We start from the raw sequence: 17711 nt of genomic DNA, 5'->3' as shown, positions 1-17711 counted from the left end.
CTCTGTTCTTTTCGCCTTTAACGCACACCCAAACCCTTTAAGTTATGAGCGGCTTCGTTAAGTTTTTGAGTTCCGACTTTCGTTTGAGTGATGCCACTCGCTGTTTGTTGAGAGCCGGTGTTGATAACATTCATCGCACTAACTACTTGCTGAATCGCCACAGCTTGTTGGCCGGCACTTAAAGCAATTTGTTGGTTATTCATCACCACTTGGTCAATTGCAACAGCAACTCCTTTAAAAGCATTCGCTGTTTTTTGAGCGATTTTAACGCCATTTGTAACGGTTTTCGTTCCCTCCTCTGTCACCATTACGGTTGAGTTGATCGCCACTTGAATATCTTTAACAAGTCCGTTAATTTTCTCTGCGGATTTTTGGCTTTCGTCAGCGAGTTTGCGAATTTCTGCGGCAACGACGGCAAACCCCTTTCCGTGTTCGCCGGCACGAACCGCCTCCACTGCTGCATTTAAAGCCAGCATATTTGTCTTGCTGCCTAAATCACTCACCGTACCGGAAATGCTGCCAATTTGACCGGCTTGATCGCTCAAGCGTGTAATAGACGACGCAATGGCACCAACTTTTTCTTGCAGCGTCGCCATGCCTTTTAAGGTTAACTTGACTGCGTGGGTTCCCCCCTCCGACAGGCTAAGTGCCTGCTGTGCGCTAGCCGCTGCTGCCCCAGCTTGCTCGGCTGCTGTTCTTGAAGAAGCCCTCAATTCCTCCATCGTGGTACTCGTTTGGTTTACCAAAGCTGCTTGTTCTGAAGCAACCCGTTCCTGCTGCTCAACTGTGGCGGCAATTTCTGTGGAAGAACTAACAATCATATTAATAATGCCGCTAATCGCTTTATCTAGAGGTTTGGCAATCGCCGTACTTAAAACTATCCCTAGAACAATCGCCGTGATGGGACCCAACACCATACCTAAGATAATCCAGAAGCTAGTTTGAGCCACATCCCTTGCAGCGGCTTTTTGTGCCGCGTCCCCATATTCCTCGTTGTATTTGATAAGGCGTGCCACCGATTCTGTTGAGGTGTCAAATGAGGCTCTTTCTTTATTTGCTGCTAAGTCGCTGAGTTGAGCAAGTAATGCATCGGCGGCTTGTACTTTTGCCATTTCTGGTGAATTTTGTTTGCGCTGACTGACTAGCTCAGCCATTCTGTTTGGGGGATCTAAAACACCCAGCCGTGCGAATTCTTGATATAAACGCACAAATTCTTCATGATCTTGCTGCCAGTTAGCCCAGTCTTTAAGAAATTGCTGGTAAAGGGCTTGTTCCGATTCAGTTCTAGAAGTAGATGTGTATTGTTGAGACCCTTCGTTAATCTGTTGCCAAGCTTCTTTTATTCGGCTCAATTCAGCCTGACGTTTTTCTTTGCTTAAGAGGGTGTTGAGCAAGGCTCTTTCTGACGATTGAACTTGGGTCTGCCCTTCATTAATTTTCCACAACCCCATAACACTTGGCAGACTATTATTACCTAATGTATTAATATGCGTGCTGATACGAGAATTTCCATTCCATCCCACACCGGCTACGACCAAGACAAGTAAGCCCATCATTAAAAAAGCTGAGATCAGCCGGCTTTGTAAATTCATGTTACGAAACACGATATTTCTCTCCCCTAATTTGTTTGCTTTATGATTAATATTAATAGAAAAAATGTGGGTGAGCAGTAAGTAAGAAATTAAACTTCACTGCTGAAGAGGGGTCGTGGAGCCTGTGAGGTGGTTATCACCACGTCTGAAGAATGGAGGACCTGGCATAGAGTTTTTGATACGGTAAGTAACTGTAAATAGGGGAGTGGGAAAAAGGTGTTCGTTTATTTATGTTCACCTACTTAATCAAAAAATGTAGAGTTAGCTTTATTTCTTTATTTTAAAAAATGACGCATTCCTTAAGCAAAAAAATAGTATAAATCTGTTTTTTTAAAGAATGCCTTAGTAAAAAATAAAAAATGAGAGCAGAAAGTAGGGAGAGTAATCGCAATAAATCTCTTAAACACTCACTCTTCTGGGTTCCCTTACTCGTGTCTCTACCCAACACCGAATACCTTAATATTCTGGGCGGCTTGTTTCAGGTTGTCGATGCCCACCTTCGTTTGAGTGATGCCATTGGCAGTTTGTTTAGCGCCGGCATTGATAGTGTTCATTGCATAAATTACTTGATCGATGGCCACGGCTTGCTGCCTCGAAGTCAGGGCAATTTGCTGATTGCTTACACAGATTTGCTCGATAGCTTCAGACACACTTCTGAAAGTGTCTGCCGTTTCCTGAGCGATTTTGACGCTGTCCTCGACTGTTTTTGTCCCCTCATCCGTTGCTAGCACCGTTGAGTTGCTAGCCGTTTCGATATTGGCGACGAGGGCGTTAATCTTATCTGCCGATTTCTTGCTCTCGTCTGCCAGTTTGCGAATCTCCGCTGCCAAGACGGCAAAACCCTTACCGTGTTCTCCGGCTCGCACCGCCTCCACCGCTGCATTCAACGCCAGCATATTCGTCTGGCCGGCTAAATCTCGCACTACAGACGAAATCTCGCGGATCTGAGCAGTTTGCTGACTCAATAGTACGGTCGAACCGGCAATCCCTCTGACTTTCTGTTGGAGTTCTGTCATGCCTCCGAGCGTGCGCTGTACAGCTTGGCTTCCCCCCTCTGCTAGCGTCAGCGCCACAGAAGCGCCGGCAGCTGCCGCTTCAGCTTGCTCCGCCGACTGTCGAGAGGAGGCACCCAGCTCATCCATTGCAGTGGTCGTTTGGCGCACCGAAGTCGCCTGTTCCTGTGCGATGCGCTCCTGCTGCTCGACTGTAGCGCTAATCTGGCTTGAAGAACTGACAATTTCATTAATGATGCCGCTGATGGCTCTATCAAGCGGCTTAGCAATTGACCAGCTCAGAATAATCCCCAAAATCATCGCCGTCAGTGGGCCGGCGATTGTGCCCAGAACAACCCAGCGCTGAGTTTGCGTCACACTCAGATCGGCTGCCTGCTTTTGATTGGTTGCAATTGTCTCGTTTACTTTAATGACTTTTTCCAGGTCTTGCGCTGCCGAATTAAATACTGGCCGGTTGATAGTAAAGACCTGCACATTCATTTGTTCTAGCAGAGTGCTGGCTGCTTGAGCCGCTATCATTTCTTGTGAGTTAGCCCGATCCTGCCGCCACAGATCCAACTGCTTTGTCTGGGGAGCTAAAATGCCTCCTTGTTCAAATTTTTGATAGAGGCGTAGAAATTCTTCATGCTCTTGCTTCCACCGCCCCCATTTCGAGAGAAAATTTTTCCACAGCTTATCTTCCTGCTGGGTGCGGGGTAGCCGCTCATATTTATCTTGCCCTGCCTGCATCTGTAGCAAAGCCTGCTGGATTCGGGTTACTTGATCTTCCCTAACTGTGTTGCTCAATCTGGTATTGAGTAGCGCCATTTCGCCGGCATGAGCAACCCTGAGTCCCTGATCTACCATTTGTAATCCTACGATACTCGGCAGTCTCACCTCACTAATCTCATCAAGGTATTGAGTTAGCCAGAAACTACCGAGCTGCCCTACCCAGCCAACAGCAAAGACAATCAGTGCCATGATGAGAAACGCACTAATCAGTTTCCCTTGCAGCCCCATTTTCTTAAACCAGGTACTAAGCCGATTCATTTTTACCCTCACTTTAGCCAACTTATTTTGTCACTTCTCCGCTCTGATTAAAGTTAAAAATGAATAAGCACGTGAAAAGTAAATGTCTTACCTTTTCACGTTCTCATTTAATCTTCACTTTCGTAATCAATCTTTTTAGCAAAACTACAGTTTCTTACCCTTCGCTAAAGTTTATACGCTAACAATTTTATTTGTTTAAAGAATCTGCATAAGCTTCGACAAAACTACTATCAAATAACTGGCTGAGATCGGGCTTTTTTTTAATAAAGTCGGCCTTCAGCAAAAAGTTACTAAATTCCTCGGCTGCATAAGGCAAAGATGTCAGATCAGAACCCGAATTAAAGGCTTTCAAGTTTTCTTCTATTGTAAAAAACTTGATGTCAGACTCATAGGTTTTGAACTCATTCACCGAAACGCCCAGGTAGTCCGCCATAACCTTATAGGAATTTTCAGGATTCTGGCGCACGAAGTTTAAGGTGGCGAACCAAGTATTGACAAGCGCTTGAACATCAGAACGCCTTTCTTCAATCAATTTGCGGTCAACGACTAAATGAGAGGGAACGGTTTGAGGGAAATCTTTTGAACTCAATAGCACTTTACTACCGGCAAGCTTGAGAGCTTCCTTCGTGTAAGGTAGATAAACCACGACAGCATCCACCTGTCCTTCTACAAACGCTGCAACTGCGGCTCGCGGATCTAAGCTTTCTAACTGAATATCGGCTTGGCTCAAGCCGGCTTTTTTTAGCGCCAACAATAACATAAAATGATCTACTTCGCCTTTTTCTGTAGCTATCTTTTTATTTTTTAAATCCGCAACTTGCTTAATTTCTTTATTGACAATAATCGCATCACCTCCATTAGAAGCATCCGTCGTTAAAACAATCACTGGATCGGATTTTGAATTATTATCTATCATTTTAATTGTATCACTTAAAGTTTGAAAATTAGCTTGAACTTCTCCTTGTTTCAGGGCTTGAACCGATTTCGCATAGTCATAAAATGTTAAATCCACGTTAATATTATTTTGGTTGAATATTTCTGAATCTTCAGCGACTTGCACATAAAGAAAGCTCGGCCAATTGCTAAAGCCTAGTCGAATGGGCTGGTTAGTAGAAACCGCAGATGGAGAAGTGGTGGAAGTCGGAGCTTGTGGAAAAGTACAACTGACCGCAACGATTAAACTCACTAAAAAAACTGCGATCAATGACAGTAAAGTCCGAATCTTCATTGGGCCTCCTTTGGGTTGCAGGGAATCGTTCCCAGTGCTGATAATTTAAGAGCAGTTAAGATTCGTAACGCAAGTTACAAAAATAGACTATTTATTATCAGTAAGCGGGAAATGTTCTGTCAGAAAAGCTTCAGCACCGGCACGGATTTCTTGAGAAGACACCTGGCGGTTGTCAATGATTCCATCAAGCGTTGCCGCCAGTAGAGCATCTAGTATTTCCTTATACTGAGGGCCAGGTTTATAACCCAGCGCTTTCAAGTCATTGCCATTGAGAACCGGCTGAACAAGAGACCATCGCGTTAAATACTGCCAAATCTGCCGGCGTATCGAGCGCGAACTTTGCACCCCAGTCAAAATTAAAGTCGGTAACTCATGCCGGCGCAACAGCCTCACAATTTGGCTAGGACATTGGCACAGAGGCAAAGACTCTACAACCTCAATTTTAGCTCGCTCAAACTGCCGCTGCCGGTCGATACTATCTGCCGGCAGTTGTAAAGCCGCCGCCACCTGAATTCGATATTCAGCAGCCAAATGAGCAATTAAAACCTCTAAGCGCATTTGCCAAGGGTCGGGGATTTTCTTTTTAACCTCAGCCTGAGAATTCAAGATCAAAGACTCAAATTGTTGCAAACAGCGACTCAGCAAACAAATTTGTTTCCATAACCGCTTATCCAATTCCAGCGTGGGATGAATACATTTTAGCGCCCCCAAATCCCCCAACAACTGCAAAGCCGGCTTCCAATAAGCAGCTTGCAAAATATATTTCAGCTCGCTTTTAAGCCGCGTTTCCAATGCCGGCGCTCGTTGATTTTGCCCCGCAGATTTTAACTCTGAAAAACTGTCACCCTTAGCACGTTCGTAAACACCACTTTCAATAGCATGGCGAATATATCCTTCCGTCTGCGGGTCTATCTTAAATCCCAAGCGCACGGCAAACCGCACCGCCCGATAAATGCGTGTGGGATCTTCTATAAAACTATTCGCGTGTAAAACCCGAATTTGCCGGCTTTCTAAATCGACCAACCCTCCAAAAAAGTCTAACAACTCGCCGGCACGTGGCCCAGTTAGGCGCACCGCCAAAGCATTAATCGTAAAATCGCGCCGGTATAAATCTTGACGAATGGAGGATGCCTCCACTTCCGGGTTGGCAGCAGGGTAAGGATAAAATTCCGTTCTAGCCGTTGCAATATCGATCCAAAGCGATTCTAAAACGGGGTCTTTGTGCCACAGCAGCGCTGCCGTTTGAAATTGCCCGTGAATATCCAAACGGGCTTGTGGATAGCGTTGCTGTAGGGCAGTTGCCAATTCCACACCGGCACCCTCTAAGGGCGTGGCAAGTTGCCGGTTTGCATCTGCGCCGATGCCGTCCACCACAAGGTCAATATCACTCAACAAAATGGTGTCATCGGGGTTGGCTAACAGTAAATCTCGCACGCCGCCACCCACGAGATACAGGTGACAGCCCCGCTGTTCTGCGAGTTCGGCGGTATCGGTGAGCAACTGCCACAGGGGGGCAGCTAGACGTTCTCGCAAGAGCTGCTGAATCGCTTGTGGCAGCGGACAATAGCCCAATTTTCCCGCTTTCCCGCTTTCCCGCTCTCTCTCTTTCCCCCGCTCTCGATCTTGGTGCAATTCTCGCAGCACATCGGTGCGGGTAACAATTCCCACCAACTGCTCATCCTCCAACACCGGCAGTCGTCCAATGTCGTAAGTAACCATCAGCGACTCTATTTCTGGCAGCAGGGTAGCCGGTGTAATTGTCTTCAGATTCACCGTCATGTAGCCTTTCACCGGCGCATGAGCAAAGCCGTGGTGCAGGGCAATATCCAAATCCCGCCGGGAAATCACCCCCATTAGTTTGCCCGCCGCATTTACCACAGAAAGCCCAGAGTGACCGTAGCGTAATAAAATTCTCTGAGCTTCATAAATCGTGATTTCTGGGCGAATGGTTCGCACCGGCGACGACATCAGCTCACCGGCAGTCAGCGGATGGGGAATTTGTGCTTTGAGTTGCTCTACTAGTTCATGCAGGGTTGCCGGTGCGTCTACACCCCGCAAACTTAAAGACGCCGCCCGTTGGTGTCCACCACCGCCCAGTGGGCTAAATAGCTGATTAAGATTGGTGCCGGCAATTTGGGATCGCCCAATCACGCTTAACCGTTTGTCCCCGGAATCTTTCCCAGAAGCGCAGTGTGCCAACAACAGCGCATCACTTTCTGTAATATCCATCAATTGTGAGGCCAAACTCGACAGCCCCGGAACAAAGGCATCGGTTTCCAGCAACACCCAAGAAACCGTATAACCTCGGACAGTTGACTTTTGCAACTGATCTAAGGCAACCGTCAGTAATGTTTGCAATTGGGGAGACAAACCGGGATCAGCGCACTCCGCAATCACCGGCAAGCTGGCTCCTTGTTCCATCAACCAAGCCAAAGCCCTGGCATCTCGTGCCGTGGAATGGCCAAACGTGAGGGAGCCGGTGTCCACATGGATGCCTAATGCCATCACCGTCGCCTCTGCCGGCGTGAGGAACCGTTCTGAGTGCTGAGTCCTGAGTTCTGATTGCTCGCCTCTGCCCCTCTCTTCTACTACTTTTTGCAATAGCTCCACAATCAACGTCGTCGCTGCGCCCACCGGCTCTATCTGGCTGCGAGTGGCTGGGATATCGCTTTCCATCTCTAGATGATGGTCATAAACAGCAATTTCAGTCAGATTGGGCAGATCCAACCACTCAGCCGCCTTTCCCAAGCGTTCGCGCTGCTGAGTATCGACAACAGAAAGCGAGCGAATTTGGCCGGCGGGCACCGCACGGCGTTCGATCAGAGCGTACTCATCGCGATGCAAGGCTAAAAAATCTCGCACCGTTGGGTGAGATCCGCCGGTGAGTACCACCTTTGCCCCCGGCAGAAGCCGTGTCAACCCCACAGCCGCGCCGAGGGTATCAAAATCTGCAGTTGTGTGGCACAAAATTAAATCCATGTCGCTTGCTTTTTTAAGGAAATACAGAAGCTGGGAAGCCTGGAAATTGAGGAGCCGGTGAGCGTTTCTTTACCTTTGCCCCTTCTTCCTCTATGCTACGCACCCGAAACGAGCGCACTTCCTCACTAGCCTCTATCAGAGAGGGTCATTTTTTGGTAGCTTAAGACTCAGGGCTGATTACTAAAGTAGCCTGAGTCTGGCTGAACTGGTGCTGTCCAGTTAATTGCTCTGTTGGGAAAAAAAGAAAATGTCAATTCTATTTCAAATCGCACTTGCCGCTCTTGTATTTCTTTCCTTCGTGATGGTGATTGGCGTCCCCGTTGCCTATGCCTCTCCCCAAAACTGGGATCAATCTAAACAGCTTATTTTCGTTGGCTCTGGTCTTTGGATAGCTCTGGTATTTTTAGTGGGTGCCTTGAGCTATTTGGTAGTCTGAGTCTTGTTATTTGCACAAGTCACCGATCACTGGATCGGTGACAAAGCAAGAAACACTTGACACTTGACAAAGGATAGATAACATGGCAGTTTTCGAGGGAAATTTTACTCAGACAAGCCAGTTCAAGTTTGCCATCGTTATTGGTCGCTTCAACGATCTGATTACCGGCAAGCTGTTAGAGGGCTGTCAGGATTGCCTGAAACGTCACGGCGTTGATGTCAATCCCCAGGGGACTCAAGTTGATTATGCTTGGGTGCCCGGAAGTTTTGAGCTGCCTCTGGTGGCTCGCCAATTGGCAATGACAGGTCGTTATGATGCGGTGATTTGTCTCGGGGCAGTGATCCGGGGTCAAACCCCGCATTTTGATTATGTGGCGGCTGAAGTGTCTAAGGGAATTGCAGCGGCGGGCTTCCAAACCGGCGTGCCAGTGGTGTTTGGCGTCGTCACCACCGATACGATGCAGCAAGCCCTAGAACGAGCGGGAATTAAAAACAACCTCGGCTGGAACTACGGGATGTCAGCCCTGGAAATGGCCAGTTTGATGCATCAAGTCAAGGGAAGTGTGGTATCTGATCTTTACAGTGATCACGCATCCGGTACGCCCCAGAGTTTACCGGCTCCCATAAAAAATGCCATGCCGATACAAGAGCCGGTGGATCGGCAGTAATTGAGCGCTCTCAGCAACGCTGGCACCGGGTTCAAAACTGCCGGCAAATAAGCCTCCAGCCGATACCAACTCCCCAAGCAAAAAAAAAACATCGCGGGGAGTTGACAAACTCTGAAAAATCTGACATATTAATGATTACTGCAAATTTGCGGGTATAGCTCAGTGGTAGAGCGTCACCTTGCCAAGGTGAATGTCGCGCGTTCGAATCGCGTTACCCGCTTTTAAAAAAAACAATCTCATTAAAACATCTGTTCGGGTTATATCCTGTTTTTCAGATGTATCGGTTGCCACGGCACTGAGGCAGCTACCCCACCCATTGAAAGACGATTTTCTGAGTGCCGGTGAGGTTGTCGCTGTTCAAATCGGGTGCAAACTTAAAGCCGCAACAAAAAGCCAGCCAGCTAAGCCGATGTTTGAGGCAATTGCTACACTCGCTTGAAGTTGACAATGGTAAAATTAGCGTAAGTCATCGGACGCTTAGAGGGCTGTTTCCGCACTTAGCGCAACTGAGCAATTTAGTTGGCGGCTATTGTCGAAAGCCTAATAATAAAACATTAGTTCTCGAGTTTTTAGATAAACTTTCATTACATACTTTTGCCTTTACGAGCGCTTGTGCAATCTCAAAAAGCCCAGAAGATTGACTTAAATACTGACTACCCCTGCCCCTGCCGGCGTCGGGGACGTCTCATTCCGATCGTCCTGACCGAAGCATTTGGCTGCAATCGATGTCAGCAGATATTCGTTGTCGATGAAAACGGCTTTGCGATCGAGCAACTCTCCACAAACTATCCCTACAAGCAAGCTTGGCGGTGGACGGGACAGCAGTGGAGTAAAGCCTATTCTGGACTGAGGGACAGTTACTTGCCCTTAGCACTGGGAATTATTTTAGTGCTGCTGATCATTTGGCTGCCCTCAGCACTGAGTTTACCCTTGGGTTCTAATGTTATTCCCTGGGCCATTATCGTCGCGGTACTGTTAGCAGTGCTGCCGGCGCTTATGGTCTGGCTGGCTTATCGGCGTTAGCTACATGACAACTGACTCGTTACATCCTTCACCGGCATTCGCTCAAGCTGCGCGTCGTGCTTATCAGGCTTCCCTAGAATTAGCAACTGTCAAGGGAATAGACCGCTCTCGAACCTTACAAGCAATGGCACAAGCCCTCAAGCGTGAGGCAAACCAGATTTTAGAAGCCAACACCCTGGACTTGGAAGCAAGCCGGGAAATGGCAGTGCCAGAATTGATTCTGGAGTGGCTGAAACTGACGCCCGAACGGTTGCAAACAACCATTCAAATTTTCCAACGCTTGTCGGAACTTTCCGATCCCCTGCGGCGGGTGATGAACGCTTCCCACCAAATCGAGCACTCCCAAATTTACTGCCAGTTAATGCCGCTGGGTGTGATCGCGCTGATCTACGAAGCCTTTCCAGAATTAGGCGCAATTGCAGCCGGCTTGTGCCTGAAAACCGGCAACACTTTAATTCTTAAAGGGGGGAGTGAAGCAAGCCACTCGAATGCAGTGATTGTGCAAGCCTTACAGTCCGCACTGCAACAAACAGGGCTGCCGGGGGAATGCTTGCAGTTACTCCCCTCAGACCAAGGCTCATCCATCCGGGATTTAGTTACTTTAGACCACTATCTCAATTTAGTCATTCCCTATGGCCGGCCTAGTTTGGTGCAGCAAGTTGTGCGACAGGCAACCGCGCCGGTGTTAAAATCCGCAATGGGCAACTGTTACCTCTATTGGTCACCCACCGGCAGCTTAGAAATGGCTCGCTGGGTGATTGCAGATAGCCATCAAAGCGAACCCGATCCTGTCAACGCCATCGAGAAAGTCTTAATTCACCGCGATCAAAAACCCTCCTCCTTAACAACGCTGTGGAATAGCCTTAAAGAAAAAGGCTTTGAAATTCGGGGAGATGCTCATCTAGTCGAGGATTTTCCAGAATTAAAGCCGGCTCAAACTTCAGAGTGGGGAAACGCTTATTTAACCAAAACCATTGCGTTTAAAGTCGTAGAAAATCTAGAAGCAGCAATTGCTTGGATTAATCACTACAGTAGCGGCCATGCTGATTGCATCGTGACGGAATCTTACCAAGAAAGCCGGCAATTTGCTTTAGGAATCAATAGCGCCTCTACCTACATCAATGCTTCTCCCCGATTTTCCCGCAATCCCAAACAAGGAGACGCAGTTTTTCTAGGAATGTCCAATCAAAAAGGACATCGCCGGGGCTTAATCGGTTTAGAAACCCTGACAACGATTAAACATATTGTTCAAGGTAACGGACAGTTTTAGTAATTCTTGAAGCATGAAACATAGGCAAATGAGTCGTTGATTTATCTTGTTTGAGTAAAAGCTTCAAAAGCATTTATATTAGCTGAGTTTCAGCCCTCTTTGTCATTTCGCCAGTTTTTAACCACAGATAAACACAGCTAGGATTGGCTGTTTATTTATGTTCATCTGTGGTTAAAAAAGCGAGTAATCGATTAGTCAAATAATAATTCAGTGGTGTTGGTGGAGGCAATATTGTACTGAATATTATCGGCTGTAAAACCTTGAGTTCCGAGCATGGTGATCAGCAATTCACCGCTTCCAAACCCGCTATTTCCTACAATTCCATCGCTGAGACGGAATTCTGTCCCGTCTTCAACGGTAACAACATCGATTGAGTAAATGCCGTTAAAGACGATGATATCGACAAACTCGCCGCACCGACACCGATCAAATTCAACGATGACATCATAGCCATCTAGAAAGTCATAAATAACGGTATCTGAGGAGTTATCATCTCCGAGCAGGATGATGTCGTCACCGGTGCCACCAATGATAGTATCCTTGCCATAACCGGCGTCTAAAGTGTCGTTATTCGCGCCACCGATGAGAATATCATTGCCATTAAACCCATCAAGAGAGTCTCTCCCAATGCCACCATCAAGGTAGTCATTGCCACTCCTGCCATAGAGAATATCGTTGCCGGTTTCACCAAAGAGATAGTCTTCTCCCGTCTCACCATCGAGGTAATCTTCTCCATCCGCGCCTAATAGCGTGTCATCATTACCCCCGCCAAAGAGAACATCATTTTCGCTGCCGGCATCGAGGTAGTCGCTGCCATTGCCGCCATCAAGCGAGTCATTGCCTTCCTCGCCAATCAGAGAGTCATTGCCGGAGTCTCCTAAAAGGGTGTCTGCGCCAAATTCTCCCCAAAGCAAGTCATCGTCATCTCCGCCATCAAGGTAGTCATCGCCACCGGCACCTAATAAGGTATCGTCGCCGGTGTTGCCATTGAGCAAGTCATCGCCAATGCCGCCATCGAGATAGTCATCGCCAATGCCACCGAAAATTAGATCGTCGCCTTCTTCCCCGTCGATGTAGTCTATGCCGGCTTGCCCATAAATCGTGTCTCTGCCGCCTGCGCCTACAATGATGTCAAAGTTGCTTCCGCCATAAAGTAAGTCAGAATTGGCACCCCCATCGATAATATCTGCGCCGTATCCGCCATCAAGGATATCAGCACCGAGTCCGCCATCAAGTAAGTCATCCCCAAAGCCGCCTTCGATGATATCATCGCCACCTTCGCCGGCAAGGGTGTCATTGCCGCTTCTACCCATGATGTCTTCATCGCGGAAAGTCCCAATGTAGATGTCACTGAAGATAGTCCCCAAGTAAGTAGGCATAATGTGCACTCCGTTTACTAACGTCTCAGCCTGTAGCCGGCTGCCACAGGAATATATGTTTGAGAAACGAGCACTTATGCGGATTTTTGACAGTTTTCTGCCGGCTGCCATTGCTGAGTTAGCCCAAACTTTGAGCCGGCAAGGCGTACAGCCTCTACAGGTATAAGAAGCAAACAGCCTTGAATTGAAGAAGAAAGTTAAAAAACGCTTTTGACTACTCGTAACAACCGGCAATCATGGCAGCCGGGTTTCAATCGCATTAGAATATAGCCACATTCAACTGAGAGAGCTTGCAGTAGGGATTTTAGAGGGCAAGCGAAGAAAACCTTTGTGCTTTAAATTTTGAAGGGCAGCGATCGCACATTATGTCTACAAACCTTGCAGAGACTCAGCCAGAAAAGTCATTACGCCACAATGAGAACTTGTACCGAGAACTTGTCCAAAATGCAAATTGCATCATTTTGCAAATGGACACTCAGGGGCACATTACTTTTATCAATCATTTCGCTCAAACCTTTTTTGGCTACTCTCAGGATGAAATTCTAGGCAGAAGCGTCGTTGGCACCATTGTGCCTCAAACAGATACATCCGGGCGCGATCTCGACGCCACGATCCGGGATATCATTCAGCACCCGGAACAGTATCAGCGCAATGAAAACGAAAATATGTGTCGCAATGGCGATCGTCTCTGGGTGGCGTGGACGAACAAAGCGATTTTAGACGCAGACGGGCACATTGCAGAAATCCTCTGTATTGGTAACGATATAACAGCTCGAATCAAAGCTGAAGAGGAACTGCGGAAAAGCGAAGCCCGCTATCGGGCGATTATCGAAGATCAAACAGAGTGGATCTGCCGATTTTTGGCAGATGGCACCCTAAGTTTTGTTAATAGTGCCTATTACCGTTACTTTGCGAAAGAAAGTGAAGAATTAATCGGAAAAAATCTCTATTCTTTAATTTTAGAAGAAGAGCGAGAAACGATTGAAGGTTATATGACTTGCCTCAATCGGGAAGAGCCAGTGAGGATAGTTGAACACAAAGTCACGTTACCAAACGGACATACTCAGTGGCACCAGTGGACGAATCGGGCACTGTTTGATGAGCAAGGTAACTTTATTGAATATCAGTGTGTGGGGCGAGATATTACCCCTCTGAAACAGGCACAAGCAGCCCTACAACTGGCAAATGCAGAACTTGAATGCCGGGTGGAGGATCGCACCGCTGCTTTGATGAAAGCAAACAAGCACCTGCGCTTACAAATTGCTCAACGCGAGCAGGCAGAGCAAGCGCTGAAACTTCAGCGCAACTTTGTTTCTACAATTCTGGATACAGCCGGCGCTTTAGTGGTGGTTCTCGACACGCAAGGGAGAATTATCCGCTTTAACCGAGCTTGCGAGCAAACCACAGGATACTTGGCTGAGGAAGTAATTGGTGAGCCTTTCTGGGATTTGTTCTTGCTGCCGGAAGAAGTTGAGCCGGTTAAAAACGTCTTTAAAACCCTTTGCTTGGGGGAACTCCCGATGCAGTATGAAAACCATTGGGTGGCACGGGATGGCAGACGCCGGCTGATTGCTTGGTCGAATAAGGCGCTTTTAGATAGCACTGGCAATGTTGAATATATTATTGGTAGCGGAATTGATATTACCGAACGTTCAACAGCTGAAGAAGCGCTGCGAAAAAGTGAAGCCTTTCTGCGTACCATCGTTGCGAATGCACCAATCACATTATGGGCCGTTGATCTTGAGGGGAAATTCACCTTTTCAGAAGGCAAAGTTTTAGAAACTCTAGGATTGCGTCCCGGACAACTGCTAGGGCAATCAATTTTTGATGTTTATCGGGAAGTGCCCCAAATTGTAGAAAACTGCCGCCGCGCGTTGGCCGGCGAAGCATTTAACTGTACGGTAGAGCTGAATGGGATGGCATTCGAGTCTTGGTACAGTCCACTATTTAACGATAGCGGTCAAGTCACCAGCGTAATTGGAACGGCATTTGACATTACCGAACGCAAACGAGCGCTAGAGGCAATTGAGCGAGAACGTCGGCTGTTTATGGGAGGGCCGGTGACAGTTTTCCGGTGGCGCGAGCAAGAAAACTGGCCGGTGGAATATGTCTCACCAAATGTCAGTCAGTGGGGGTTCGATCCACAAAAGTTAATGAGTGGCGGAGTGCCCTACGACAGCATTCTGCATCCCGATGATCTTGCCAGAGCGTGTGCTGAGGTGCAAGCCCATATTGCTGCCGGCTTGACTTCTTTTGAACAGGACTACCGAATTATTTGCCCCGACGGTCAGGTACGGTGGGTTTATGACTTCACGTTTGTTGTTAGAAATGACGCCGGACAAGTGATTAATTATGAGGGGTATGTTCTCGATATCACCGACCGTAAGCGGGCAGAAGAGGCACATCGCAGTTTAGTAAGCGCCATCCCAGATTTAATTTTTCGGATCGACAGAGATGGCACGTATTTAGATGTAAAAGCGCCAAAAGATAGCTTTATCCTGAGACCTGCCAGTGAACAGATTGGCAAAAATATTTATGAGATTTTGCCGGCATCTGTAGCGAAGCAACGCATGGATTATGTTGAAAAAGCTTTAGCAACAGGTGAGTTACAAGTTTTTGAGTTTCAGTTGCCTTTCCCTGATTTGAAAGAACATTATTATGAGGCACGAATTGTCGTCAGTGGGGAAGATGAAGTTTTGACCATTGTGCGAGATATCACTCAACGCAAGCAGACCGAAGAAGCTCTCCGAGAAGCAAAAGACCAATTGCAAGCTGTTTTAGATGCCGTGCCGGGATGTGTTTCTTGGATTGGCTCAGATTTAAAGTATCGGGGAGTCAATCGGTATTTAGCAAATATTTGTGGGCTATCACCGGCAGACTTTGTGGGCAAAGAAATGGGCTTTCTCAATATAGCCGGTGGATTTAGAAATTTTGTGGAGCAATTTTTTGCCTCGCCGGCACAGGAAGCTTCTCAAGAAATTGAGATCGCTCAGCCGCCGGATGAAAAAACTGCCAGAAAAACTCCAAGCAAACATCATTTATTGGTGGCTCAAAAATACTTACAAGGTCAAGCCGCTGTCTGTGTCGGTGTTGATATTACAGAGCGCAAGCAAGCTCAGGAAGCGTTGTTACAGTCAGAGCAAAAGTTTTCAAAAGCCTTTCGTTCTAGTCCCAGTTCAATGAGCCTTAGTACCCTAGATGAGGGGCGCTACTTGGATGTGAATGAGAGTTGCTTAAAGACTTTTGGCTATCAGCGTGAGGAGGTGATCGGGCGAACTTCCTATGAACTCAATCTCTGGGTTAATCCTGAAGATCGCGAACGGATGAAACAGCAATTACAACAGGACGGGGCAGTTTACAACAAAGAAGTTCAACTGCAGACAAAAACAGGACAGGTGCGTGTGGGCTTGCTTTCTGCTGAAATTATTACACTTAACGGTGAGAGGTGTTTGTTAGCAGTTGCGAATGATATCACTGACCGAGTTTTTGCTGAGAAACAATTGCGGGAAGCGCAAGAACGCGAACGGTTGCTAGCAGAAATTGCCCTGCGCGTTCACCAGTCTTGTGATTTGGAGCAAATTCTTAACACAACAGTTGAGGAAGTTCGGCAATTCTTGAAAGCGGATCGCGTTTATATTGGTCACTTGGATGAGAATTTAGATGGTTTAATTGTCGCAGAATCTGTGGCCGCCGGCTTTCCTTCTTCTTTAGGTCACGTTACCCCGCGTGATATCTATTTTGGGGAAATTAAAATACTTTTTGACGAGGTTGCAGTTCGTGCTGTTGATGATACAAGTCAGAAGGTATTTCCTTCTGCTTATATCGCCCAGTATTATGCAGATTTTCAGGTCAAATCGAGCTTGGCGGTTCGGTTGCTTGTGGATGATCAGATGTTTGGATTGTTGGTAGCAAATCAATGCGATCATCCGCGTCACTGGGAACCTTTTGAGCTGCAATTTTTGGAGCGATTGGCAACGCCGGTATCAATGGCAATTAAACAAGCCCAGCTTTATCAAAAATTGGCAGCGAGTGCGGCTAATTTGGAATGGCTGGTGGGGGAACGCACGGCACAACTGCAACAGCGAAATCAGGAATTGCAAGAGATTAATCAGTTGAAGGATTTATTTTTACACGCAGTTACTCACGATTTGCGAACCCCGGTGATGGGTTCGTTATTAGTGTTGAATAATTTGCTGAGCAGTCAGCAGGCTCCTAGTGAGCAAGGTATTCAGAATTTATCCTCAAAAATTGAAATTCCTCGCTCAATTTTAGAGCGGATGATTCAAGGCAGCCAGCGGCAACTTAAGATGATTAATTCGCTGCTAGAAGTTCATGCGACTGAAGTGCGAGGCATTGTACTTGAGCGAGAGCCGGTGCAGTTGAGCCGGCTGATTGCAGCGATTGTGGCGGAGTTAGAGCCTCTGCTGGCTAAAAATCAAGCGATGCTGAGCAATTTGGTGCCGGCAGAACTGCCGGTGGTGAGTGCGGATTCGGCGCAGTTATGGCGCGTGTTTGAAAATCTGATCACGAATGCTTTAAATCATAATCCGCCAGAACTTCAGTTAACGATTGCTGCGACAGTTATCAGTGAGGAAGTAACAGAAATAACAGAAACAACAGAAGCGGAAGCAGCAAATTTTGTCATTTCTTCTAATCGAAGATTGGAGATGATTCGCTGCACAGTTCAAGACAGTGGTGTGGGAATGAGTCAAGAGCAATGCAATCAATTATTTGAACTTTACACTCGTGGTACTCAATCACGCCGATCTACCGGCCTTGGTTTAGGGTTATATTTGTGCCGGCAGATTATTACGGCTCACGGCGGTAAAATTGGAGTCGATAGTGTTCCAGGTTCCGGGTCTACTTTCTGGTTCACATTACCTCTGCCGGCATCATAATTAACTTCAATTTCTAAAAGCAAATTTTGCTATTATAGGCAAAAATGTTGAGGATTTGTTACAGCCGGCATCCGGCAATCTAAAAATAAAGAAAATTGCCTGGAAGTGCCGGCAACCGACTCGCAGAGTAAGCGCAAACTAAATATTCCTGGCAGGGAGATGAATTTGAGCAATAAAAACAGTTGAGCCATCACTGC

At 47.1% G+C, this 17711-nt stretch carries 12 protein-coding genes and 1 tRNA gene; 7 read left to right on the top strand and 6 right to left on the bottom strand.

Annotation, left to right across the window (positions count from 1 at the left end):
- Positions 1-17: 17 nt before the first annotated feature.
- From H6F56_RS23995 to H6F56_RS23980, 4 genes are all read right to left on the bottom strand, one after another.
- Positions 18-1604, bottom strand: coding sequence for a methyl-accepting chemotaxis protein (locus H6F56_RS23995; RefSeq protein ID WP_309236624.1), 1587 nt, complete (start codon positions 1602-1604; stop codon positions 18-20).
- Between the two features lie 425 nt (positions 1605-2029).
- Positions 2030-3634 (bottom strand): HAMP domain-containing methyl-accepting chemotaxis protein, encoded by a 1605-nt coding sequence (locus H6F56_RS23990; RefSeq protein WP_190673993.1) that lies wholly within the window; start codon positions 3632-3634, stop codon positions 2030-2032.
- Positions 3635-3821: 187 nt separating this feature from the next.
- Positions 3822-4862, bottom strand: a complete 1041-nt coding sequence (locus H6F56_RS23985) for an aliphatic sulfonate ABC transporter substrate-binding protein (RefSeq protein ID WP_190673990.1) — start codon at positions 4860-4862, stop codon at positions 3822-3824.
- Positions 4863-4949: 87 nt separating this feature from the next.
- On the bottom strand, positions 4950-7841 hold the full coding sequence (locus H6F56_RS23980; protein ID WP_190673987.1) for a CBS domain-containing protein: 2892 nt from the start codon (positions 7839-7841) through the stop codon (positions 4950-4952).
- A gap of 247 nt (positions 7842-8088) precedes the next feature.
- On the opposite strand from H6F56_RS23980, the gene psbZ reads away from it, so the two are divergent.
- The 5 genes from psbZ to H6F56_RS23955 all read left to right on the top strand — a co-directional run bounded on the left by psbZ (position 8089) and on the right by H6F56_RS23955 (position 11237).
- The gene (psbZ, locus tag H6F56_RS23975; protein ID WP_190673974.1) at positions 8089-8277 is read left to right on the top strand and encodes a photosystem II reaction center protein PsbZ; all 189 of its coding nucleotides are present in this window, start codon (positions 8089-8091) and stop codon (positions 8275-8277) included.
- 82 nt (positions 8278-8359) lie between these two features.
- On the top strand, positions 8360-8944 hold the full coding sequence (gene ribH, locus H6F56_RS23970) for a 6,7-dimethyl-8-ribityllumazine synthase (RefSeq protein ID WP_190673971.1): 585 nt from the start codon (positions 8360-8362) through the stop codon (positions 8942-8944).
- Between the two features lie 148 nt (positions 8945-9092).
- A tRNA-Gly gene (locus H6F56_RS23965) sits at positions 9093-9164 on the top strand.
- A gap of 392 nt (positions 9165-9556) precedes the next feature.
- Positions 9557-9967: a hypothetical protein gene (locus H6F56_RS23960; protein WP_190673968.1), complete on the top strand. Its 411-nt coding sequence runs from the start codon at positions 9557-9559 to the stop codon at positions 9965-9967.
- 4 nt (positions 9968-9971) lie between these two features.
- Positions 9972-11237: a glutamate-5-semialdehyde dehydrogenase gene (locus H6F56_RS23955; protein WP_190673965.1), complete on the top strand. Its 1266-nt coding sequence runs from the start codon at positions 9972-9974 to the stop codon at positions 11235-11237.
- Positions 11238-11428: 191 nt separating this feature from the next.
- Here the strand turns inward: H6F56_RS23955 and H6F56_RS23950 are convergent, their stop codons facing one another.
- The gene (locus tag H6F56_RS23950) at positions 11429-12616 is read right to left on the bottom strand and encodes a calcium-binding protein (RefSeq protein ID WP_190673962.1); all 1188 of its coding nucleotides are present in this window, start codon (positions 12614-12616) and stop codon (positions 11429-11431) included.
- 1 nt (position 12617) lies between these two features.
- Here H6F56_RS23950 and H6F56_RS23945 point away from each other — a divergent pair, with 1 nt between their 5' ends.
- The gene (locus H6F56_RS23945) at positions 12618-12782 is read left to right on the top strand and encodes a hypothetical protein (RefSeq protein WP_190673959.1); all 165 of its coding nucleotides are present in this window, start codon (positions 12618-12620) and stop codon (positions 12780-12782) included.
- 199 nt (positions 12783-12981) lie between these two features.
- The gene (locus tag H6F56_RS23940; protein WP_190673956.1) at positions 12982-17514 is read left to right on the top strand and encodes a PAS domain S-box protein; all 4533 of its coding nucleotides are present in this window, start codon (positions 12982-12984) and stop codon (positions 17512-17514) included.
- A 32-nt stretch (positions 17515-17546) separates the two neighbouring features.
- On the opposite strand, the gene H6F56_RS23935 is transcribed toward H6F56_RS23940, so the two are convergent.
- Complete coding sequence (locus tag H6F56_RS23935) at positions 17547-17705, bottom strand: hypothetical protein (RefSeq protein WP_190673952.1); 159 nt, start codon at positions 17703-17705, stop codon at positions 17547-17549.
- Positions 17706-17711: the final 6 nt, after the last annotated feature.

Origin of the sequence: Microcoleus sp. FACHB-672 (assembly GCF_014695725.1) — a bacterium.
Classification (GTDB): Bacteria; Cyanobacteriota; Cyanobacteriia; order Cyanobacteriales; family Oscillatoriaceae; genus FACHB-68.
Note: the sequence above shows the minus strand (reverse complement) of the source record. Positions and strands in the feature narration are given on the sequence as shown.

Excerpts from the sequence above, each read along its gene's own strand:
- H6F56_RS23935 (WP_190673952.1), bottom strand. The coding sequence starts at position 17,705 with ATGGCTCAACTGTTTTTATTGCTCAAATTCATCTCCCTGCCAGGAATA.
- H6F56_RS23955 (WP_190673965.1), top strand. The coding sequence starts at position 9,972 with ATGACAACTGACTCGTTACATCCTTCACCGGCATTCGCTCAAGCTGCG.
- H6F56_RS23985 (WP_190673990.1), bottom strand. The coding sequence starts at position 4,862 with ATGAAGATTCGGACTTTACTGTCATTGATCGCAGTTTTTTTAGTGAGT.
- H6F56_RS23945 (WP_190673959.1), top strand. The coding sequence starts at position 12,618 with ATGTGCACTCCGTTTACTAACGTCTCAGCCTGTAGCCGGCTGCCACAG.
- H6F56_RS23980 (WP_190673987.1), bottom strand. The coding sequence starts at position 7,841 with ATGGATTTAATTTTGTGCCACACAACTGCAGATTTTGATACCCTCGGC.
- H6F56_RS23950 (WP_190673962.1), bottom strand. The coding sequence starts at position 12,616 with ATGCCTACTTACTTGGGGACTATCTTCAGTGACATCTACATTGGGACT.
- ribH (WP_190673971.1), top strand. The coding sequence starts at position 8,360 with ATGGCAGTTTTCGAGGGAAATTTTACTCAGACAAGCCAGTTCAAGTTT.
- H6F56_RS23940 (WP_190673956.1), top strand. The coding sequence starts at position 12,982 with ATGTCTACAAACCTTGCAGAGACTCAGCCAGAAAAGTCATTACGCCAC.
- H6F56_RS23990 (WP_190673993.1), bottom strand. The coding sequence starts at position 3,634 with ATGAATCGGCTTAGTACCTGGTTTAAGAAAATGGGGCTGCAAGGGAAA.
- psbZ (WP_190673974.1), top strand. The coding sequence starts at position 8,089 with ATGTCAATTCTATTTCAAATCGCACTTGCCGCTCTTGTATTTCTTTCC.